The sequence below is a fragment of the Halorubrum sp. DM2 genome (assembly GCF_901686465.1).
In the GTDB taxonomy this organism is placed as follows: Archaea; Halobacteriota; Halobacteria; order Halobacteriales; family Haloferacaceae; genus Halorubrum.
The window spans coordinates 3,019,632-3,038,814 of record NZ_LR594487.1 but is presented as its reverse complement, the minus strand read 5'-3'; the positions used below and the strand labels follow the sequence as shown (position 1 = coordinate 3,038,814).

Below are 19,183 nucleotides of genomic sequence, written 5' to 3'. Positions count from 1 at the left end.
TCCTACCCGAACGGCGACCACCGCTCGCCCGGGGCCGCGCGGAACCCGTACGCCGCGTCGTCCGCGAGGGCGACCAATCGCCCGCCGAACGCGTACAGGTCCCTCGGATCGACCCCGTCCGGGAACGGTGCCTCCCACCGCACCGACCCGTCGGTACCGACTGCGACCATCCGGGGCTCCGTCCCGGCGTCGCGCGCTCTTTCGATTCCCGTGACGTACGCCCCGTGCTCGTCGACGGCAAGGTTTCCTTGCGGCAGGTTTGACCGCTCGAACGCGACCTCGCCCCGCGCGACGTCGACCGCGGTGACCGCCCGTCCGCGCGAGTAGTAGATTGCTCCCTGATCGGCCTGAACGGCCGCCGGTCGGGCGTTCGGAGCGCGCACGTCGAGTCCGAACCGGCGATCGAGGTCCCGACCGTACCCGCTCATCGACACGCCCGGAGCCCCGACCACGACGGTCCCGTCGACGACCGCGATCCACTCGTGGTCGGCGGCGACGGCGCGATCGGCGCGGCGACCGCCCGCCCGGTCGTAGCCGACGATCGCGGCGTCGCCGGTTCCGGTCGTCGCGGCGGCTTCGGGAACGAGCGCCCATACGGTCTCGCCGTCGACCGCGACGCGCGGCGTCAGGTCGGCGGGTCCCCGGCCGCTCCCGTCGGTCCACAGGTCAGGGATCGCGAACGCGCGCTCGCCCGTCTCCGCGTCGACGGCCGCGATGCCCCGCGGCCCGATCGCGACGGCGAGCGCGTGGCTCGCCCGGACGCCGCGGAGGACCGGCTCGCTCGTCTCTCCCTCCTCGTCCCCGGACACCGACGCGATGTCGACCCGCCACCGGACCGAGTCGTCCGACTCGTCCGTCGCACCCTCACCCACCGGTGTTCCGTCGCCCGACTCGTCGCGCGACAGGTCGACCGCCGTCACGGACCCGCGCTCGACGGGGAGGAAGGCGACCTCGCCGCCGACCGCGGGCGGGCCGACGGCCTGCCGCTCGGTCTCGCCGACGCTCCGGACCGTCCCGTCGGGTTCGAGGACCGAGACGGCCGCGTTCTCGACGTCGCGCCACTCCTCGTCCTCGAAGTCGTATGTGCGTCCCGACTGGTTCTCGACGGTGATCAGCCGGTCGGCCGTCGCGCAGTGCCGTCTGTCGGACCCGAACGCCAGCCCGCCGGTCCGGAGCGACTCCTCCCACGCGAGGTCGCCGCCGCCCGGAACGTAGCCGCAGCCGGCGGTCGTCGCCGCGAGCGCGGTCGCCGCGCCCGCGAGGAACCGCCGGCGGGTCGGCGTCGCCGAGGGGTCGCCGTCGCCCGTCACGCCGACTCACCCGCCAGCTCGCGGAGCCGCGCGATCCGCTCCCGGGTCGGCGGATGCGTCTCCGGGAACACGTCCGTGCTCACGAGCTCCTCGTCACCGAACGCCCGGGCCTCCAGCGGCGCGAGGTACAGCGCCTCCGCGCCGCCGTCGAGCTCGCGGAGGTCCCGGTCCGGCACCTCGGGCATGGCCTCGTCGACGGTCCGGAGCGCGCTCGCCAGCGCGGCGGGCGAGCCGGTGATCTCCGCGGCCCCGCGGTCGGCCGCGTACTCGCGGTACCGCGAGAGCACGCGGTAGATTAGGACGCTCCCGAACCAGAACATCGCGGAGACGGTGAGCGTCAGGAGCGCGCTGACGGTGATCACGACGAGGCCGACCGCGAGCGCTCGGCCGTCGCGGTCGCCGCCGCCTCCGCCACCGCCGAACCGGAGGAACTTGACCAGACCGTAGAGGACGTAGAAGGCGAGCATGGCGACGTAGTAGGTGACCGTCGGCAGCACCCACGCGACCGTCATCAGGCTCGCGTCGCGGTTCGCGAGGTGCGACAGCTCGTGGGCGAGGACGGCGTCGAGCTCCGCGTCGTCGAGCCGGTCGAGGAGTCCGGTCGTGACGACGACGGTGCCGTCGCCCGGCGTCCCGACCGCGAACGCGTTCGGGAGCTCCGTGCGCGCGACCGCCACGTCGGGGTCGGGCACGTCGGCCTGCGCGGCCAGCCGCGTCACCGCGGCGTGGAGTTCGGGGTACTCGTCGGGGGAGACGCGTCGCGCGCCGACCGACCGGAGCACGGTCCGCGGCCCGTACCGGTACTGGACCGCGAGGCCGACGAGGACGACGACCGCGAGGAAGACGGGGTCGACGTACACCTCGCCGGTGTAGGGGCGCTCGTTCGCCCACTCGAGGAGCGGGAGTCCGACCGCGTTGATCAGGAAGACGAACGCGTACACGAACGCGAACGGGAGCGCGACGACCAGCGCGGTCGCGACGAGCATCCGGATCCGGAGCCCGCGGTCGGCACCGAGCGCGCCGGATCCGTCCGACTCGCCGGGACCGGCGGACCGGTCGGCGCTCTCGAACGAGGGAATGGAGGGCGACATCGGGGTTCGGTCGACCGGTTCGACCCCGGCGGTTAAATGCTCTCGGTCGGCGTCGAACACCGCAGACAGACGATTCCGGTACCGGCCCAGTTCACGTGGTTCGACCCGCAGTTCGGGCACTCGTGCGTCTCGTTGTTGTACTCCGTCGTCCCTCGAGGCGCGGCGAGGTGCCTGTCGTCGACCGCGCGCTCCAGTAGCTCCGGGAACCGCTGACGTTTGAACCGAGCCCGGTGCGCGAGGAACTCGCCCGGACGGCTCGGGTCCGCCCCGTGGAGGTCCTCCCACTTGATCGCGATCTCGCCGTCCGCCTGCCCGCGGGCGACCTGTTTGATCGTCGCGGCCGCCGCCTCGAACAGCGGCGTCGTCGCGAGCGCCTGCGGCGAGTCGATCTCCTCGCCGGCGGCCTCGTAGCGCTCGGTGGCCGCGTCGTACGCTCCCGCGGCACCGTCGAGGCCGCCGGCGACCCGGAAGTCGGCGACGAACTCCGCGAGGCAGGCCGCCTGTCCCGGTCCCTCCAGAACCGTCTCGAAGTCCCGGCTCGCGGCGATCCCCTCGACCGCGCGCTGGGTCGCCCGCCCGTCCGCGCCGGTGACCCGGTACGCGACCGCGGCCGCGAGCAGCTGCTGGAGCCCCTGCCCGACCCAGCCCTTCTCGTCCGGTTCGAAGGGGTCGATCTCGGGCCGCGGATCGGCGAGGACGCGCCGCCCGCCGCGGGTGTAGCGGTTCCCCGCGCGCTCGTACTCCCGGACCGCCAGCGCGTCGACCGCCGCGTCGTAGTGGCCGCCGTCGTCGGTGTTCACACGCGCGGTACGGGCGGCGACGGGTTACGCCTGACGCCCGACCTCGGGCGTCCGGTCCGAGAGGGCGCGGTAGAACGCCACGGAGTAGGTCGCGTACAGCGCGCCGAGGACGCCGGTGGCAACCACCACCCCGACGCCGATCCCGACGGCTCCGACGACTCCGACCTCGAATATCGGCATCCACGCCGGCGCGCTCTCGATCGACGCCGGCGGCGCGAGCGACAGCGACGCGGCGGCGACGAGGAGCCCGAACGCCGCGCTGCCGGCGGTCAGGAGGACGGTGTACACGAACGTGACGGCGGCGTTCGCCCGCACGAGGCGGACGCTGCGGCGGAACGCGGCGACGAGTTCCGCGTCGTCGACGACGACCGCGTGCGCGTAAAACTGGATCAGGAACGTGACGATCAGATACGCACCGACCAGTCCGACGGCGATGATCGCGAGGACCGCGACGAGCCCGAGGTCGTCGGCGGGAACGGCGACGAACCCGGTCGGCTCGCTGAGGAGGCTGCCGGCGACCCCGATGAACGCACCGACGGCGACGAGGAAGCCGAACGCGAGGCTCACGCCGAGCGCCGCGAGATACGCGACCAGCAGCGGGAGGTAGTGGTCGCGTCCCGCCGAGGCGAGCGTCCCGAGACGGGCCTCCCCGTCGAGCGCCTCGTCCGCCATCGCGAGCAGTCCGCCTTGGAAGAAGGGGGCGACGAGGACGAGCGCCCCGAACGTCACCGCGGACACCGCCGCCGAAAGCCCCGGGCTGGCCGTCGGTCCGACGATGAGGTCCGGAAGCTGTGCGAGCGCGAACAGCGCCGCGACGCCGACGAGGACGGGGCTCCTCGCGACGGCAACGAGCGCGGGACGGATCGAACGGAGGGCAGGCATGAGCGGTCGTTCTCTCGGCGGCGGCTAAAATCCTCCCGACGGCCCGACCATACTTACTTCCGGGCGTCGAACCGCTCGTATGGAGCGACCGGACGGCGTCAGAGAGTCGGAACGTGAGGCCGACGCCGACTCCCGAACGCTGCCGGAGCGAGAATCGGACTCATTCGCGGAGTCGCGCTCGCCGTCGACCAGCGGCCGCGTCGAGTGGCTCCTCGTCGTCGGACTGCTCGCGGTCCCGATGGCGGTCGTTCCCGGCGGGAGCGGCGACCCGACGCTGGTGAGCCTCTGGGGATTCGCGACGCTCGGCGGCGACGGAGTGGTCGGCGTCGGTGGGTACCCGGTGTGGGCGTACTTCCTCGACCAGCCGCGCCCGTTCGCGACACTGCCGCCGTCGATCCGGGCGTGGCCGCTCGCGGTCGGTTTCCACCTGATCGCGGCCGCCAGCGCCACGGCCGGCGTCGCGCTCGGGCGCGAGGACCGACGGGTGACGGGCGGGCTGCTGGCCCTCGCGGCGGCCGCGTCCCTGTGGGTCGCCGTCGGACTCGGCGTGCGGTTCGGCGTCGGTGCGACCGTCGGCTGGCTCGCCGTGCTCCCGGCGGGTGCGGTCGTGACGCTCGTCGTCGCGCTCGCGGGGTACGGGCGCGACCTCTACGGGATCGCGGCGGGACCCCCGCGCTGACCGGCGGTCCGGGGCGCGGCCCCGTCCCACCGCGGTCGTTCGATCCAATTTATTACCCCGTGTCCGGATGCGGATCGTATGACGACGCTCACGACCGTACTCGGCGTGACCACCGTGGCGGGGCTCGCGACCGCCCTCGGCGCGGTTCCGATCTTCTTTCGCGCCCGCGTGACCCACCGGACCTACGACGCCGCGCTCGGGCTGGCGGCCGGGCTGATGGTCGCCGCCAGCGTGTTCGGCCTCGTGATTCCCGGGCTGGAGGAGGGGACGCTGACGGAAGTGATGGCCGGGCTGCTCGTCGGTGGCTTCGCACTGCTCGGCGGCAACTACCTGATCCCGCACCTCCACGCCGAGTACCGCGAGTGGTTCCCGGAGGGGGGTGCCACGGCCGACGACGCCGTCGAGGCCGGGCTGCCGACCGGTGACCCGGTCGCTGACCCCGAGGGAGACGGGACGTCGGGGGACCGCGGGACCGATGTCGAGTCGTCGAGGGCGAGCGACGAGGACGCGGGAGTCGTCGGCGACCGCGACGCGACCCTCCGGAAGGCGCTACTGATCGGCGGCGCGATCACCCTCCACAACGCGCCGGAGGGGCTGGCGATCGGCGTCGCGTTCGCGTCCGGGCTGAACGAGGTCGCGCTCGTGCTCGCGGTCGTGATCGGTCTCCAGAACGTGCCGGACGGGTTCGCCTTCGCGGTGCCGATGGCAGAAACCGGGATGTCGAACCTGCGGGTGTTCTGGTACACCGCGCTCTCGGGGGTCGTCCCGCAGGTCGTCGCGTCGGTGTTCGGCTACCTGCTGGTCGGGCTCGGAACCGGGCTCTTTCCGATCGCGTCCGGCTTCGCCGCCGGCGCGATGCTCGCGGTCGTCTTCCGCGAGCTGATCCCCTCCTCGCACGGCCACGGGCACGCCGACGCCGCGACCACGGCGTTCCTCGTCGGGTTCGTGCTGTTGGTCGTCGTCGACGCGGTCGTCACGGTGTGACGGAGAGGCTCGATACCGCCCAGCCGGTGCGAGCTACTCGTTGTCCGGACTGCTCGGGTGGTAGTCGGTGTCGTACTGTCCGGGGTTGCCGTCGACGCGGTCGGGGTTGATCCGACCGGCCAGCAGCATGAAATCGAGGACCGTACAGTACAACATTGCCTCGACGACGGGGACGGCCCGCGGCGGGAGGACGGGGTCGTGGCGGCCGACGACCTGTATCTCCTTCTCCTCGCCGGTCTCCCAGTCGGCCGAACGCTGCTGTTTCGGGATCGAGGTGGGCGCGTGCCACGTCGCCTCGCCGTAGATCGGCTCGCCGGTGGTGATCCCGCCCTGAAGCCCGCCGTGGTCGTTGCCGACCGGGACGGGGTCGCCCTCGTCGCTCTCGACGTGGTCGAACGACTCGCCGTCGTCGAACGTCCAGTCCTCGTTGCGCTCGCTGCCGGTCACATCCGTCGCGTCCCTGCCGAGCCCGTATTCGACGCCCGTCGTGGCCGGGATCGCGAACAATGCCTGTCCGAGCCGGGCGGGGAAGCTGTCGAACCGCGGCGAGCCGAGCCCGCGGGGGACGCCGCGGCACTCGAAGTAGACCGAGCCGCCGATGGAGTCGCCCCGCTCTTGGTACTCCTCGATCAGCTCCTGCATCTCGGTGGCGGCCTCGGGGTCGGCACAGCGCACGTCGTTCTCCTCCGAGCGTTCGAGGAGCTGTTCGAAGCTCACCGCGTCGGCCTCCACGTCGCCGATGCGGTTGACGTGCGCTTTGATCTCGACGTCGTGGTCGGAGGCGTCGAGCACCTGCTCGGCGACCGCGCCGGCCGCGACCCAGTTCACCGTCTCGCGCGCCGAGGAGCGCCCGCCGCCGCCCCAGTTGCGCGTGCCGAACTTCGCGGAGTAGGTGTAGTCGCCGTGCGAGGGGCGCGGCGCGGTGACGTACGGCTCGTACTTCCCCGAGCGAGCGTCCTTGTTCTGGATCACCATCCCGATCGGCGTGCCGGTGGTGTACCCGTCCTGAACGCCGGAGTTCACGACGACCTCGTCCGGCTCGCCTCGCGAGGTAGTGATCATCGACTGGCCCGGCTTGCGCCGGTCGAGCTGCGCTTGGATCGCCTCCTCGTCGAGCTCGACGCCGGCGGGGACGCCGGAGACGGTGACGCCCATCGCGTCGCCGTGGCTCTCGCCGTAGGTCGTCAGCTGGAAGAGTCGGCCGAACCGGTTCCCGTTCATACCGTCACGTGTAGCCGGGGGCATATATGGGTTGCAATCCGCGCAACGGGTCGAGCCGAGCGCGGCCGTCGTCGGTCTCGCGGCGCGGGCGCGCCGGCGACCGATGGGGGTATGTAACGGGAACTCGTTGGTGAGGGCGTGCGCGACCGCCTCACATCCGACCTCGGCGTGTACGCCCTCTCCGGACTGTTCTCGCTCGTCGTCTTCGCGATCGCCCTCGGGATCCTCTCGCGGACGCTTCCCGGTGGCCTCGCGAGCCGACAGCTCGGGGGTCTGGTCGTCGGGTACCTGCTGTTCGTCGGCGTGTACACGACGGCGTGGTTCATCTACACCGGGATCGACAGCCGCGAAGAGGTCTAACGACCGAGACGAGGATCCGTCCGCCGAACGCCGGATCCGCCTGCCGAATCGTTTTCATCCCGCCCCGCGACGAGAAACGTATGAGCAGCGAGCCCATCGCGTTCGATGTCGACGACCGCGGCGTCGCGACGATCACCGTCGACCGACCCGAACAGCTCAACGCGCTCACCGCCGAGACGCTCGAAGCGATCGAGAGCGCGCTCGACGAGGCGGCCGAGCGCGAGGCGCGCGCTCTCGTCGTCGCCGGCGCGGGCGACGAGGCGTTCGTCGCGGGCGCGGACATCAGCCACATGGTCGACCTGTCGACCCCCGAGGCGCAGGCGTACGCCGAACTCGGCCACCGGGTCACGGACGCCATCGAGACGTTCCCCGCGCCGACGATAGCCGCCGTCGACGGCTACGCCTTCGGCGGCGGCTGTGAACTCGCGCTCGCCTGCGACCTCCGGGTCGCCGCCGAGAGCGCGGTCCTCGGCCAGACGGAGATCGATCTGGGGATCATCCCCGGCTGGGGCGGCACGCAGCGGCTCCCGGCGCTCGTCGGCGACGAGGTCGCGCGCCGGCTGATCTTCCTCGGCGAGCGGATCGACGCCGCCGAGGCGGCCGAGGTCGGCTTCGTCGGCGAGGTCGTCGCCGACGACGCGTTCGACGACCGGATCGACGAGCTGGCGGGCGAGCTGGCCGCGAAGCCGACGACCGCGCTGCGGGCCGCGAAGGAGGCGCTGAACGCGGCCGGCGACGGCTCGGCGGCGACCGGGCTCGCCCTCGAACGACGGGCGTGGGCCGGACTGTTCGGGACGCACGACCAGCGCGAGGGAATGGAGGCGTTCTTGGAGAAGCGCGAGCCGGAGTTCGAGTAGGATCGCACCTTCACACCTTGTGCGGTGGCGCGCGCCTGCGAGGCCGCCTCGCGGCCGAGCAGCGCCGCGCGAGGGAGTCGCGAGCGGACGGGCGACCGGAGGGAGCCCGGAGCGAGCGACGAGGCTGGGGAGGCGTGAGGTGCGGTGCTGTGCGGTGCGGGGCGGGACTCGAAGGGGCAGTCGCGAAGCCGTCAGAGGCGACGTAAGCACCGAACGAGGGAGCGATAGCGACCGAGTGAGGCGCGTGGTTCGAAACGGCGAAGCCGTTTCGTCATCACGAGACGCCTTCGGCGTCTCGAACGACAGCGAGCGTCTGACGGCTTCGCGGCTGGGGCTTCGGGGGTGTCGGTCACAGGGTTGGCTTCATCGTAGCGACTGACCGGGGCTTCGGGGGTGTCGGTCACAGGGTTGGCTTCATCGTAGCGACTGACCGGGGCTTCGGGGGTCTCGGCCGTGGGGCGACCAGTCACACAGTATCGTCGTGGTATCGACTCTCACCTCGATCCCGCAACCGCCACGCTTTATTAATCCGCCCGAGTACCCGCGACATGGACCAGTTGCGGCAGTCGCTCCTCGACGCGCCGATCATCGAGAAAGGCGAGTACCAGTACTTCGTCCACCCGATCAGCGACGGCGTTCCCATGCTCGAACCGGAGCTGCTTCGGGAGATCGTCATCCGGATCATCCGGAAGGCGGAGCTAGAGAACGTCGACAAGATCGTCACGCCCGCCGCGATGGGGATCCACATCTCCACCGCGCTCTCTCTGATGACCGACATTCCGCTCGTGGTCATCCGCAAGCGCCAGTACGGACTGGAGGGAGAGGTCCCGCTGTTCCAAGAGACGGGCTACTCCGAGTCGGAGATGTACATCAACGACGTCGAGGAGGGCGACCGCGTGCTCGTCTTAGACGACGTGCTCTCGACGGGCGGCACGATGAAGGCCATCCTCGACGCGCTCACCGACGAGGTCGGCGCGGAGGTCGTCGACGTCGTCGCCGTGATCAAGAAGGCCGGCCCGAACGAGCTGGACGACACCGATTACAACGTGAAGACGCTGATCAACGTCACCGTCGAGGACGGCGAGGTCGTGATCGTCGACGCCCAGGGCGACGAGTAAGACACGAGCGTCTCCGATATTTTTTCGGATCGATACGACGGAACTGATCGCACCAGGATCAGGATTATCGAAGCCCCAGCCGCGAGGACGCCGCACGCTCGGGGCGGTCCTCAGTCACTCGCTTCGCTCGTTCCTTGCGGTCCTTACGTCGCCTGCGCCCGCCTCGCGGCTGCCCCTTCGAGCCCCACCCCACACCGCGACCGCACAGCACCTCACGCCTCCCCAGCCTCGTCGACCGGTCTCCGCGTTGCTCCGACCGGTCGACTCCCTCGCGCGGTGCTGCTTCGCGGTCGCCGGTGGCGACCGCTCGCAGGCACGCGCCACCGCACTACCGTTCCTATTTATAAACCACACGTCCGCCCCGCGTCGCTGCCGGCCACGGGCGTCTTTTCCGTGGAGGTCGCGAATTGCGAGGTACACATGACAAGTGCGCTGTTCGTGGTAAGCGAGGAAGGCTACTGGGCCGAGGAGTGTATCGAGCCGCTGACGACCCTCGAATCGGAGGGCGTCGACGTGACCGTCGCGACGCCGTCCGGGTCGCCGCCGGTCGTCGACGAGCGCTCGCTCGACCCGGAGGCCGCGGGCGGTGAGGAGCGGGTCGCCGAACTCCGCGAGGTCGACGAGGAGCACCCGGGACTCAACGATCCGGAACCGATCGCCGCGGTCGAGGCCGACGGCCACGACGCCGTCGTCTTCCCCGGCGGCCACGGCACCGTCTGGGACGTGAACCAGGACCGACACGCCCGTCAGCTGCTGCTGGACGCGGTCGCGGGCGAGGAGAGCGTGGCGCTCGTCGTCTGTCACGCGGTCGGCATCCTCGCGTTCACGCGCGAAGCCGACGGGACACCGCTCGTCGAGGGGCGCTCGATCACCGGGTTCCCGAACGAGTGGGAAGAGGACATCGTCGACGACCGCGACGTGATGCCGGACGGGCGGAAGCTTCCGTACTGGGTCGAAGACGAGGTCGTCCTCGCCGGCGCGGCGTTCGACGCCGAACTCGACGCCGACACGAGCGTCACGGTCGACGGCGACCTGATCACCGCGCGCGGCCCGGGCTCGTCGGCCGACGCGGCCGCGACCCTGCTCGACGAACTGTAGACTCGACGATCGGCAGACGCGGTCCGCGGGTCAGCGGATCACGAACGTCGGCTCTTCGATCCGCTCGCACTTACACTCGGGACACCGCGACGGCTCGTTGACGGGGTCGTCGAACCCGTCGAACCCGCACTCGCGGCAGGTCGGCGGGGCGACGAGGAACTCTTCGCCGCCGTCCCCGTCGGCCTCCGTGATCGACCGCGAGACGTGTTCGAGGTGTTCGTACACGGTCGGCGTCGGTAGCGACAGCGTCGCCGCGAGGTCGCTCGCGGTCCGCGGCTCCTCGCGGAGCGCGTCGGCGATGCGCTGGCGTGTCGTCTCCATGAGTGAGCGTTCGCAGCGCGGCGAGTAAAACCGTCCGGGGTCCGCCGTCGGTCGCAGTCGCACCGGTCGTCGCTCCGTCCGATCGTCGCTCCGTCCGACGGTCGCGCACGCTCGACCGACCGTCGGGCGCAAGAGGTATGTCACCGGGGTGAGAGGGAGCGAGTATGAAGGCAGTCGTACTCGCGGGTGGCTACGCGACCAGGCTCTGGCCGATCACCGAACACCGGCCGAAGATGTTCCTCCCCGTCGGAGAAAACACCGTCATCGACGAGATATTCGAGGACTTGGAGGCCGACGATCGGATCGACGAGGTGTTCGTGTCGACGAACGAGCGCTTCGCCGACACGTTCGCGGAGTACCTCGACGACAGTCCCTTCGAGAAGCCGACGCTCTCTGTCGAGGAGACCGTCGAGGAAGACGAGAAGTTCGGCGTCGTGGGCGCGCTCGAACAGCTCGTCGAGCGCGAGAACGTCGAGGACGACCTGATCGTCGTCGCCGGCGACAACATGATCAGCTTCGATCTGGGCGATTTCGCCGACTTCTTCGAAGACAAGGGTACGCCGACGCTGGCCGCCTACGACGTGGGCGACCGCGAGCGCGCGAAGTCGTACGGCCTCGTCCAACTGGAGGGCGACGAGGTGATCGACTTCCAAGAGAAGCCCGACGACCCGCAGTCGACGCTCGTCTCCATCGCCTGCTACGCCTTCCCGGCCGAGACGCTGCCGAAGCTCACGACGTACCTCGAAGACGACAACAACCCGGACGAGCCGGGCTGGTTCCTCCAGTGGCTCCAGCAGCGCGGCGCGGTCCACGCGTACACCTTCGACGGCGCGTGGTTCGACATCGGCACCGCGGAGAGCTACCTCGACGCGGTCGAGTACGCGCTCGACGGCGGGACGCTCGTCGCCGACGACGCGACCGTCGAGGGCAGCGACCTCGGCGACGTCGTCCACGTCATGTCGGGCGCGACGGTGACCGACTCGACGCTCGACCGCACCATCGTCTTCGAGGACGCGACGATCACCGACTCCGAGATCCGTAACTCCGTGATCGACACGGGGGCCACGCTCGAAGGCGTCGACCTCTCCGGCGCGCTGATCGGGTCGTACACCTCGATCACCGAGAGCGACGGCTTCTGAGCGGGACGGTCCCCCCGAGTGGTCCCCCTGCGGCCCGTCGGCGTCCTCTCAGTCGGTACCCGCCTGTTCGTGTGTGTGGTGGTAACAGTCTAGCGCGGGGCCGCCCGCGTCGCTCACGGGCGTGAAACACACCCGCTGGTAGCGGTCGTTGTCCAAGAGGTTTGCCACGAACCCGTCCGCGTGGCGCGAGACGGAGTCGTACGGATCGCCGCACGCGGGACAGTTCGCCGGCGGATCGTCGGGGACGTACATGTGGCGTCGCGAACGGTCCTACGCTCCCGAGCCGGAAAACGACCCCGCCGAGACGCCGCGGTCGACGGGCTTCAGGACCCGTTCGACCCGTCGCCGCTCCCGCCCTCGACGCCGAGCGCGTCGAACAGCTTCCGGCGGACCGCCTCCTCGGTGAGGTGGAGGAGCGTGTCGCGGTTCTCGCCGCTCGCCTCGATACCGGTGAAGATGCCGAGCGGGATTTCGAGCGACCCCTGCGTCGAGTGGCCGGCGGCGTCGCCCATCTCGGAGAACGCCTCGTCGAGAACGTTGCCGATGTTCAGCCGGATGTCCTTCGAGCGCGCGGCGAGATAGATGTTGTCGTCGGCGATGCCCAGCACCGCGGTGGTCGTGATCCCCTCCAAGTTGAGGAGGTGTTGGGCGGCCTGCGCGAGCGCCTCGCGGTCGCGGATGAACCCCGCCGTCGAAAAGAGGTGGCTCCCCTGAACCTCGCGGTTCTGGATCGCCTCCGCGAGCACGTCCAGCGTCTCCGGGCTCATCGACGGAGACTCCACCTGCTCGAGCGTGTCGTGGTTCGCGAACGGGTGGAGGTAGGCGGCCGCCGTCAGGTCCGCGGGCGTCGTGTCCCGCTTGAAGTCGAGCGTCTCGGCGCGAATCCCGTACAGCAGCGCGGTCGCGACCGCCTCCGAGGGCGACTGGTCGAACTCTTGGAGGTACTTCGTGAGGATCGTCGACGTCGAGGAGACGTTGGTCCGCACGTCGACGAACCGGGCGTCGAACGGCACCTCCGCCTCCAAGTGGTCGAGGTAGATGTCGATCTCGGCATCGAAGTCGAAGCCGTCGTCGGCCGACTTCGCGAGGTCGACGGCCGCGACCGTCCCGTACTCCGACAGGTCCGGGGCGTCGGCCCGCGCCAGCAGGTCGATCCCGAGCAGGTTGACGAACGCCCGGTTCTCCTGGTGGCCGACGTCGCCGGAGTAGACGATGTCGGCGTCGACGCCGAACGCCTCGGCGATCGCCTGAAGCGCGGTCGCGGACGCGATCGAGTCGGGTTCCGGGTTGTCGTGCGTGAGGATCGCCATCCGATCGCCGCCCTCCTCGATGATCTCCGCGAGCTGACGGGCCATGTACTCCAGCTCGCCCGTCTCCAGCGACTGGAGCGCGCTGTCCGCGATCACCGTCGAGGGATTGATGACGACGTCCGCGCCGCGCTCGCGCAGTTCGTCCTCGCTGACGGGGTCGGAGGCGCGGACGACGACGTAGTGGTCCCCGCCGGTCTCCCTGACCGCCGAGACGGCCGCCTTGTTCGCCTCCACGTCGCTCGCGAGGATCAATACGATGTCGCGGTCCCCGATCTCGTCGACGACGTCGGCGTCGGCGATGTCCTGGACGCGCGCGTTGAGATCCTGATCGCGGAGCGCTTCGACCCGGCTCTCGTCGCGGTCGAGGATGAGGACGTCCTTCCCGCGCTCGGTCAGTTCCTCCGCGACGGCGTGACCGACGCTCCCACAGCCGAGGATGGCGTACCGGGTCCGCGCGGATCCGGATGCCCCACTACTCATTAGAGGGAATTCCGCGGCACGACACTTAACGAGTGCGCTCTCTCTGTCCCCCGCAATAGCGCCCGCGACACGCGACGGTAACGACCCGCCCCCGGCCGCGACGCGCAGTTACTTCTGCTCGTTACGACTCGACCGCGGCATCGCCGGCGTCGGTCGCGGTGACGCCCGAAGCGGTCCCGGTCGAGGTGCCCCTCTCTCCGGCGCGGCGGCGGTTCCGAATCAGCCCGACGGCGAGCATCACGGCACCGGCGCCGCGGGCGATCACGTCGTTCGACACCGTGTACAGCGACGCGTCGACGCCGACGAGACCGAGCGCCGCCGACGCCGGTAGCAGCACCATTCCGGGGATCGATAGCAGGACGGCGGCGGCGACGAGCGCGGCGCGAGAGCCCCGCCGGACGTCGGTGTGGTAGTAGCCGATGATGGCGACGCCGAGCCCGTACACGCCGGCGAACGTCGCGACGATCGGAACCGCGACCTCGGGGACGAAGAAGCCGAGGTCGGCGACGTCGGTGCCGGTCAGGATCGATCCCTCGCCGTCCCGCGTCCGGAGCAGGAGGATCCCCGGCGAGAACACGAACGCAAACGGGACGAGGATCTTGTTGAGCGACAGCAGGAACGCCTGCTTGCCGGTCTCGAAGGGATCCGATTTCGCGATACCGGCGGCGGCGTACGCGGCGACCATCACCGGCGGCGTCACGTCGGCCATCAATCCGAGGTACAGCACGAACAGGTGGACCGCGAGGATGGCGATCCCGAAGTCCGGGAGAACGGGACCGAGCAGCACGACGATGATGATGTACATCACCGTCGTCGGCATCCCCATCCCGACGATCACGGCCGCGATCCCGGCGAGGATCAACAGGAGGACGAGCGACCCGCCGCTGACCTCCAAGATGAGCGCGCGCAGGCTCCCCCCGAGCCCGGTGATCCCGATGACGCCGGGGATGATCCCGGCGGCCGCGACGGCGACGACGACGAGGGTCGCGGTCCGCGCCCCCGAGTCCATCGCCTTCACCACGAACGACCCGAACCGTCCGACCCGGGTACCGCCGATCCCGGTGCCGAGTCGCTCGTCGACCCAGTCGATCGAGTTCTCGACCGAGTCGTCCAACTCCAGCAGAGGGGCGTCGCCGCTCGGGTCCGCCAGCAGGAACGCGACGCCCACGACGGTCGCGATCGTCGGCAGCGACGACGCGGCCTCACCGAACGCGGCGACGAGCCCGAAATCGGCGGTCTCAGCGCCGTACAACAGCCCGACCGGCGTGGTACCGAGCGCGAACAGCGAGCCCGCGAACAGCGCGTAGACGGCGGCGAACGTGCCCACGAGGTAGGGACCGAGCCGTCTGTTGTACGCGGCGACCAAGGCGATCAGCCCGATCGTCGCGGCGATCGTGAGCCAGCCCGCGCGACCGACCGACAGCCGGGCGATCACGAGGTAGTACAGGAGCAGCCCCAGCGGAACGAGGTAGAACCACCCGCGGCGCATGTGCGGACCGAGGTCGAGCAGTTCGGAGCGAGCGAGCCCGCCGATGTCGTGTTTGGCCGCCTCGAAGTGGACCATCACCCACATCCCGAAGAAGAAGGCGATGGCGGGCAGCGTCGCGGCGATCACGACCTCGCGGAACGGCGTGCCGGTGTACTCGACGATGAGGAACGCCGCCGCGCCCATCACCGGCGGGAGGATCTGGCCGCCGGAGGAGACGGACGACTCGACCGCGCCGGAGAACTCCGGCGAGTAGCCGGAGCGTTTCATCAGCGGGATCGTCAGCGCTCCGGTCGTCACCGTGTTCGCGACCGAGGAGCCGGAGAGCATCCCCATGAACCCGGACGCGACGACGCTCGCCTTCGCTGGGCCGCCCTTCCGCGTGCCCGTGATAGAGTACGCTAGGTCGATGAACCACTTGCCGGCTCCGGACATCTCCAGAAACGCCCCGAAGAGGATGAAGATGTAGATGAACCGCACCGACACGCCCACCGGGACGCCGAGGATACCTTCGACGGTGTACCAGAGGTTCTGGACAATCTGGTTCCAGCGGAGCTGCGAGGTGGCGAACGTCCGGGCGACGGGGAGGTCTCGGGGGAGGAGGTAGCCGTACTTCGCGTACAGCAGGAAGAGGCTCACGAGCAGCGTCAGGAGGAGTCCGAGCGCCCGTCGAGTCGCCTCCAGCACGAGGAGGATCGCGAGTACGCCCATCAGGTACGCGAGCGTGTACTCCGCGAGCGGTCCGACCTCCAGCGGGGCGAGCCACGGGTACACCTCGGAGAGGCCGCCCGCCCCGCCCAGCCCGCGAACCCGGATGACGTCCGTGATCTCGCTGTACCGCGTGACGTAGTAGAGCGTCGGGAACGTCGAAAAGAGGATCAAGACAAGGTCCGAGGGCGTGATTCGACTGCTCTCCTCGTCGACGAAGACCCACCAGAGCGCGTCTCGGACGCCCGAGACCACGGTCGAAACGGGCGAGTCGCCCGCGCGGTCGGAAACCGCACGAGCCGCGCGGTCGACGAGACCGGTCAGGAGGCCGCTGCCGTTCGACCCCGGAAACAGCAGGAACGCCAGCACGAGCGCGAAGTTGACGTGGATCGCGCGGATCTGAAGCGAGGAGAGCGAGCCCAAGTCGATCGTCCCGTACCCGGGGATCCCGAAGTCGAAGACGAACCCGCGGGCGCCGAGCCAGAGCTGGAACGCCGAGAAGGTTATCCCGACGGCGGCGACCGCGACGACGGCGGCTCCCGACAGCGATCGTCGGTTGTCTATCTCCTCGAAGACCTCTTCGGCTACCTCGCTCGGGTCCTCCTCCGGTTCGATGTCGGTAGATGTGTTCGACGTCACAGGTGTATCATCCTCCGGCGTCACTGGCGACCGCGTCACAGCCCGAACAGCCCGCGGCGCTCGACGGTGAGCTCGACCGCGCCGCCCTCGCTCAGTCCCGCGATGTCGTAGCGCCGGTCGCCGACGATCAGGTCGTGATCGGCGACGAGCCCCGTTTTCAGGTGAAGCGTGCGATACTCTGTCGGTGGGGGGTAATATACGTATCGGCCGTCGCGCTCGGTGACGTCGGCGCGCGACGGCAGGCCCGCGCCGAACGAGCTGAACTCCATTCGCGTCATCCGGAGTCCGTCGTTGGTGGCCACGTACACGTCTCTGACCAGCGTCTTCTCGACGCTGTGGGTGTACTCGATCACGATTTCCGTGTCGTCGTCGACCGGCGCGACAGCGAGTTCCGTGCCGTTCTCGTAGGTCACGACAAGCGTGCGGTCCGCACCGCTGTCGCCGCCGGGGACACCGCCGACGGTCGCGGCGACGACTGCGACGACGAGGAGGCCCACGAGGGCGGCGGCGGCGATACGCCGCCGACCGGCGGTCGCGCGCAGCGCACCTCGGAACCCGGGAATCACGCGTCTACTCGAAGTAGCGCGCCGCGCCCTCGTGGAGTTCGATGGACATCCCGTCCTGCGCGGAGTCGACCGTGATGAAGTCCGTCTTGATCGATAGCTCCCCGAGGTTGTCGAAGATGGCCGCGGTGACGCCCTCGACGATGTCCGCCGAGTACTCCGCCCGGGTCGCGATCATCGCCTGGACCGAGACGGTGTTGATGTCCTCGTCGATCCCGCCGTAGGTGCCGCCGGGAATGGTGTCGTCCGCGAACCAAGAGGCGTCGTCGCGGGCCGCCTGTCGCTCCTCGTCGGAGAGGTTCAGAATGCCCACATCGGTGCTCGTCGCGAGCTCCTCGACCGCGCCGACCGGCCAGCCGCCGACGACGAACGCGGCGTCGACGTCCCCGTCGCGGAGCTGGTTGGCCGCCTGCGTGAAGTCGGTGTTCTGCTCGTCGAAGTCGTCGGTCGTGAGCCCCGCGGCCGACTCGAGGATCTGGAGCGCGTTCACCTGCGTCCCGCTGCCGAGGTCGCCGGTGTTGACGCGCATGCCTTCGAGGTCCGACAGCGAGCCGATGTCGGAGTCGGGGTTGGTCAGTACGTGGATCGTCTCCGGGTACAGCGTCGCGACGCCGCGGAGATTCTCGACCGGTGAGCCGTCGAACGCGTCGAGCCCCTCGCCGTTGCGGGCGAAGTAGGCGACGTCGTTCTGGATCAGCGCGAAGTCGGCGTCGCCGTTGCCGAGGCTGCCGACGTTCTCGACGGACGCGCCCGTCGAGGAGACTTCGACCGAGTAGTCGGTGGCGTCTTCGATGATGCCCTCGAACTCGCCGGACAGCGGGAAGTACGTCCCACCGGTCCCGCCGGCGTGCCACCGGATGACGTCGCTGCTGCCGTCGTCGCCGTCGCCACCGTTTCCGGAACAGCCCGCGACGCCGACGATTCCTGCCGCCGCCGCTCCGCGGAGGAGTGTCCGGCGGTCGATTCGATCGCTGATTGGGTTATCAGACATACCTCAACTATACCCCCCGTGAGTAGATAACCGTTCCCCCAACGCCCGGCGGGACTCGATCACCGCCCTCGTCGGGTCGCGTCCGTGCGATTCGACCGGACGACGTCCGCCGATGTCGGGGTCGAATGAAAAGGCCTTTTACCGTGACCACGGTACGAACTCGTGAGGGCCGGTAGCTCAGTTAGGGAGAGCGACGGACTCTTAATCCGTCGGTCGCGTGTTCAAATCGCGCCCGGCCCGCTCCGTTAATAAAAGATAGAGACCTTCTATTTACATTTTTCGGCCGATTAGCTGGTAGCTCGGAGGTGGTGCTATGAGCAGCGTCGAGAGACAGATCGATGTCGATCTCGATGCTGACGAAAACGCGGCGAGTGCCGTCGTCGAAGAGCGGCGTGAGCTGACCGTTTCGGAACTCTTCAACGAGAACGGAGAGCTTCGGCTCTGGCAGGACAGCGCCGGGTGGTCCGGCTACAAGCGCGAAGAGGTCGACGGCGAAGCGGCGTACTTCGCGGTGAACACGCGGTTCGACGAAGACGAGTGGATCTCGAAGATCCGTTGCGGAGAGCAAGCCGTTCACGACGCGATCCGTCAGCACATCGAGGACAGGCATGCGGGTGGCGTCGGCAACTTCGTGAAGAGGTGTTCGCCGCCATGAGCCGCGTCGACGTGCTCCGCGAGCGGATCGCAAACCGACTCGGTGAGCCGGACCGACTCCAGTTCCCGAGCGGATGGAAGCTCTCGACAAGCTGGCAGCGCGCACAAGCCGTGCCGTCGGCGGTCGGACCCGTGAACCCCGCCGAGTTCGATGTTCTGCTCGGCGACAGAGACGACGAGACGGCGCTCTCGCGACACCGCGTGCTGTTCGCGGTCTACGAGGGTGACCTCGTCGCCGAGTGCGACTGTGACGGTCACCACTTCCGTGACTGGTGCGCTCACGTCGCGCTGCTCTGGTGGCGGTGGAGTCGCGAGGACCTCGGCGTCACCGACCTCGACACCGGCGAGACGTACCTCTCGCCGCCGTGGTGGTTCAGCGTCGACGACGCCGAAGCCGATCGCGCCGAGGCTGACGCGAGCCCGCCGGCCGTGGCCGACGGAGGTGTTGACCGATGACCTCCGTTTCGACTGTTTCGGGTGGAGCAATTGGAA

The 19,183-nt window shown here is 69.7% G+C and carries 20 protein-coding genes and 1 tRNA gene; 10 read left to right on the top strand and 11 right to left on the bottom strand.

Features of this window, described 5'->3' with window-relative positions; all coding sequences use genetic code 11:
• Positions 1-2: 2 nt before the first annotated feature.
• From QOL69_RS15285 to QOL69_RS15270, 4 genes are read right to left on the bottom strand one after another with little or no spacing between them, the layout of a single operon-like run.
• Entirely contained in the window at positions 3-1,310 is a 1,308-nt protein-coding gene (locus QOL69_RS15285; RefSeq protein WP_283403859.1) for a hypothetical protein, read from the bottom strand.
• A complete protein-coding gene (locus QOL69_RS15280) occupies positions 1,307-2,401 on the bottom strand; it encodes a M48 family metalloprotease (RefSeq protein WP_283403858.1) in 1,095 nt (364 codons plus the stop codon). Before QOL69_RS15280 ends, QOL69_RS15285 begins: the two co-directional genes overlap by 4 nt.
• Before the next feature lie 32 nt (positions 2,402-2,433).
• Positions 2,434-3,201, bottom strand: coding sequence for a hypothetical protein (locus tag QOL69_RS15275; RefSeq protein WP_283403857.1), 768 nt, complete (start codon positions 3,199-3,201; stop codon positions 2,434-2,436).
• Between the two features lie 24 nt (positions 3,202-3,225).
• Positions 3,226-4,083: a DUF7847 domain-containing protein gene (locus tag QOL69_RS15270; RefSeq protein ID WP_283403856.1), complete on the bottom strand. Its 858-nt coding sequence runs from the start codon at positions 4,081-4,083 to the stop codon at positions 3,226-3,228.
• Positions 4,084-4,162: 79 nt separating this feature from the next.
• On the opposite strand from QOL69_RS15270, the gene QOL69_RS15265 reads away from it, so the two are divergent.
• Entirely contained in the window at positions 4,163-4,762 is a 600-nt protein-coding gene (locus tag QOL69_RS15265; RefSeq protein ID WP_283403855.1) for a TIGR04206 family protein, read from the top strand.
• A 78-nt stretch (positions 4,763-4,840) separates the two neighbouring features.
• The gene (locus tag QOL69_RS15260; protein ID WP_283403854.1) at positions 4,841-5,746 is read left to right on the top strand and encodes a ZIP family metal transporter; all 906 of its coding nucleotides are present in this window, start codon (positions 4,841-4,843) and stop codon (positions 5,744-5,746) included.
• 33 nt (positions 5,747-5,779) lie between these two features.
• Here QOL69_RS15260 and aroC read toward each other — a convergent pair whose 3' ends face one another.
• A complete protein-coding gene (gene aroC, locus QOL69_RS15255) occupies positions 5,780-6,967 on the bottom strand; it encodes a chorismate synthase (protein ID WP_283403853.1) in 1,188 nt (395 codons plus the stop codon).
• A 138-nt stretch (positions 6,968-7,105) separates the two neighbouring features.
• On the opposite strand from aroC, the gene QOL69_RS15250 reads away from it, so the two are divergent.
• From QOL69_RS15250 to QOL69_RS15235, 4 genes are all read left to right on the top strand, one after another.
• Positions 7,106-7,327, top strand: coding sequence for a hypothetical protein (locus QOL69_RS15250; protein WP_048077267.1), 222 nt, complete (start codon positions 7,106-7,108; stop codon positions 7,325-7,327).
• An 80-nt stretch (positions 7,328-7,407) separates the two neighbouring features.
• Positions 7,408-8,184 (top strand): enoyl-CoA hydratase/isomerase family protein, encoded by a 777-nt coding sequence (locus tag QOL69_RS15245; protein WP_283403852.1) that lies wholly within the window; start codon positions 7,408-7,410, stop codon positions 8,182-8,184.
• Positions 8,185-8,732: 548 nt separating this feature from the next.
• A complete protein-coding gene (gene hpt, locus QOL69_RS15240) occupies positions 8,733-9,302 on the top strand; it encodes a hypoxanthine/guanine phosphoribosyltransferase (RefSeq protein WP_048077261.1) in 570 nt (189 codons plus the stop codon).
• 420 nt (positions 9,303-9,722) lie between these two features.
• Entirely contained in the window at positions 9,723-10,400 is a 678-nt protein-coding gene (locus tag QOL69_RS15235) for a DJ-1/PfpI family protein (protein ID WP_283403851.1), read from the top strand.
• 30 nt (positions 10,401-10,430) lie between these two features.
• On the opposite strand, the gene QOL69_RS15230 is transcribed toward QOL69_RS15235, so the two are convergent.
• The gene (locus tag QOL69_RS15230) at positions 10,431-10,721 is read right to left on the bottom strand and encodes a transcriptional regulator (RefSeq protein WP_048077259.1); all 291 of its coding nucleotides are present in this window, start codon (positions 10,719-10,721) and stop codon (positions 10,431-10,433) included.
• Positions 10,722-10,885: 164 nt separating this feature from the next.
• Between QOL69_RS15230 and QOL69_RS15225 the strand changes: the two genes are divergently transcribed.
• Complete coding sequence (locus QOL69_RS15225; protein WP_283403850.1) at positions 10,886-11,860, top strand: nucleotidyltransferase family protein; 975 nt, start codon at positions 10,886-10,888, stop codon at positions 11,858-11,860.
• Between the two features lie 48 nt (positions 11,861-11,908).
• Here the strand turns inward: QOL69_RS15225 and QOL69_RS15220 are convergent, their stop codons facing one another.
• The 5 genes from QOL69_RS15220 to QOL69_RS15200 all read right to left on the bottom strand — a co-directional run bounded on the left by QOL69_RS15220 (position 11,909) and on the right by QOL69_RS15200 (position 18,037).
• Positions 11,909-12,112, bottom strand: a complete 204-nt coding sequence (locus QOL69_RS15220) for a DUF8145 family protein (RefSeq protein WP_048077257.1) — start codon at positions 12,110-12,112, stop codon at positions 11,909-11,911.
• 71 nt (positions 12,113-12,183) lie between these two features.
• Positions 12,184-13,650, bottom strand: coding sequence for a DHH family phosphoesterase (locus tag QOL69_RS15215; RefSeq protein WP_048077256.1), 1,467 nt, complete (start codon positions 13,648-13,650; stop codon positions 12,184-12,186).
• 121 nt (positions 13,651-13,771) lie between these two features.
• Positions 13,772-16,483 carry a TRAP transporter permease gene (locus QOL69_RS15210; protein WP_283403849.1) on the bottom strand — a complete coding sequence of 904 codons (2,712 nt, stop codon included), beginning with the start codon at positions 16,481-16,483 and terminating at the stop codon, positions 13,772-13,774.
• 35 nt (positions 16,484-16,518) lie between these two features.
• Complete coding sequence (locus QOL69_RS15205) at positions 16,519-17,049, bottom strand: DUF1850 domain-containing protein (RefSeq protein WP_283403848.1); 531 nt, start codon at positions 17,047-17,049, stop codon at positions 16,519-16,521.
• Between the two features lie 4 nt (positions 17,050-17,053).
• A complete protein-coding gene (locus QOL69_RS15200; RefSeq protein ID WP_048077254.1) occupies positions 17,054-18,037 on the bottom strand; it encodes a TAXI family TRAP transporter solute-binding subunit in 984 nt (327 codons plus the stop codon).
• A gap of 166 nt (positions 18,038-18,203) precedes the next feature.
• Between QOL69_RS15200 and QOL69_RS15195 the strand changes: the two genes are divergently transcribed.
• From QOL69_RS15195 to QOL69_RS15185, 3 genes are all read left to right on the top strand, one after another.
• Positions 18,204-18,277 (top strand) — tRNA-Lys (locus QOL69_RS15195).
• Between the two features lie 73 nt (positions 18,278-18,350).
• Positions 18,351-18,692, top strand: a complete 342-nt coding sequence (locus tag QOL69_RS15190) for a hypothetical protein (protein ID WP_283403847.1) — start codon at positions 18,351-18,353, stop codon at positions 18,690-18,692.
• Entirely contained in the window at positions 18,689-19,147 is a 459-nt protein-coding gene (locus QOL69_RS15185; protein ID WP_283403846.1) for a hypothetical protein, read from the top strand. Before QOL69_RS15190 ends, QOL69_RS15185 begins: the two co-directional genes overlap by 4 nt.
• Positions 19,148-19,183: the final 36 nt, after the last annotated feature.

Bases quoted from the DNA above. Each gene is read 5' to 3' on its own strand.
- QOL69_RS15235 (WP_283403851.1), top strand. From the start codon at position 9,723: ATGACAAGTGCGCTGTTCGTGGTAAGCGAGGAAGGCTACTGGGCCGAG.
- QOL69_RS15245 (WP_283403852.1), top strand. From the start codon at position 7,408: ATGAGCAGCGAGCCCATCGCGTTCGATGTCGACGACCGCGGCGTCGCG.
- hpt (WP_048077261.1), top strand. From the start codon at position 8,733: ATGGACCAGTTGCGGCAGTCGCTCCTCGACGCGCCGATCATCGAGAAA.
- QOL69_RS15190 (WP_283403847.1), top strand. From the start codon at position 18,351: ATGAGCAGCGTCGAGAGACAGATCGATGTCGATCTCGATGCTGACGAA.
- QOL69_RS15220 (WP_048077257.1), bottom strand. From the start codon at position 12,112: ATGTACGTCCCCGACGATCCGCCGGCGAACTGTCCCGCGTGCGGCGAT.
- QOL69_RS15260 (WP_283403854.1), top strand. From the start codon at position 4,841: ATGACGACGCTCACGACCGTACTCGGCGTGACCACCGTGGCGGGGCTC.
- QOL69_RS15230 (WP_048077259.1), bottom strand. From the start codon at position 10,721: ATGGAGACGACACGCCAGCGCATCGCCGACGCGCTCCGCGAGGAGCCG.
- aroC (WP_283403853.1), bottom strand. From the start codon at position 6,967: ATGAACGGGAACCGGTTCGGCCGACTCTTCCAGCTGACGACCTACGGC.
- QOL69_RS15215 (WP_048077256.1), bottom strand. From the start codon at position 13,650: ATGAGTAGTGGGGCATCCGGATCCGCGCGGACCCGGTACGCCATCCTC.
- QOL69_RS15270 (WP_283403856.1), bottom strand. From the start codon at position 4,083: ATGCCTGCCCTCCGTTCGATCCGTCCCGCGCTCGTTGCCGTCGCGAGG.
- QOL69_RS15185 (WP_283403846.1), top strand. From the start codon at position 18,689: ATGAGCCGCGTCGACGTGCTCCGCGAGCGGATCGCAAACCGACTCGGT.
- QOL69_RS15200 (WP_048077254.1), bottom strand. From the start codon at position 18,037: ATGTCTGATAACCCAATCAGCGATCGAATCGACCGCCGGACACTCCTC.
- QOL69_RS15265 (WP_283403855.1), top strand. From the start codon at position 4,163: ATGGAGCGACCGGACGGCGTCAGAGAGTCGGAACGTGAGGCCGACGCC.
- QOL69_RS15280 (WP_283403858.1), bottom strand. From the start codon at position 2,401: ATGTCGCCCTCCATTCCCTCGTTCGAGAGCGCCGACCGGTCCGCCGGT.
- QOL69_RS15225 (WP_283403850.1), top strand. From the start codon at position 10,886: ATGAAGGCAGTCGTACTCGCGGGTGGCTACGCGACCAGGCTCTGGCCG.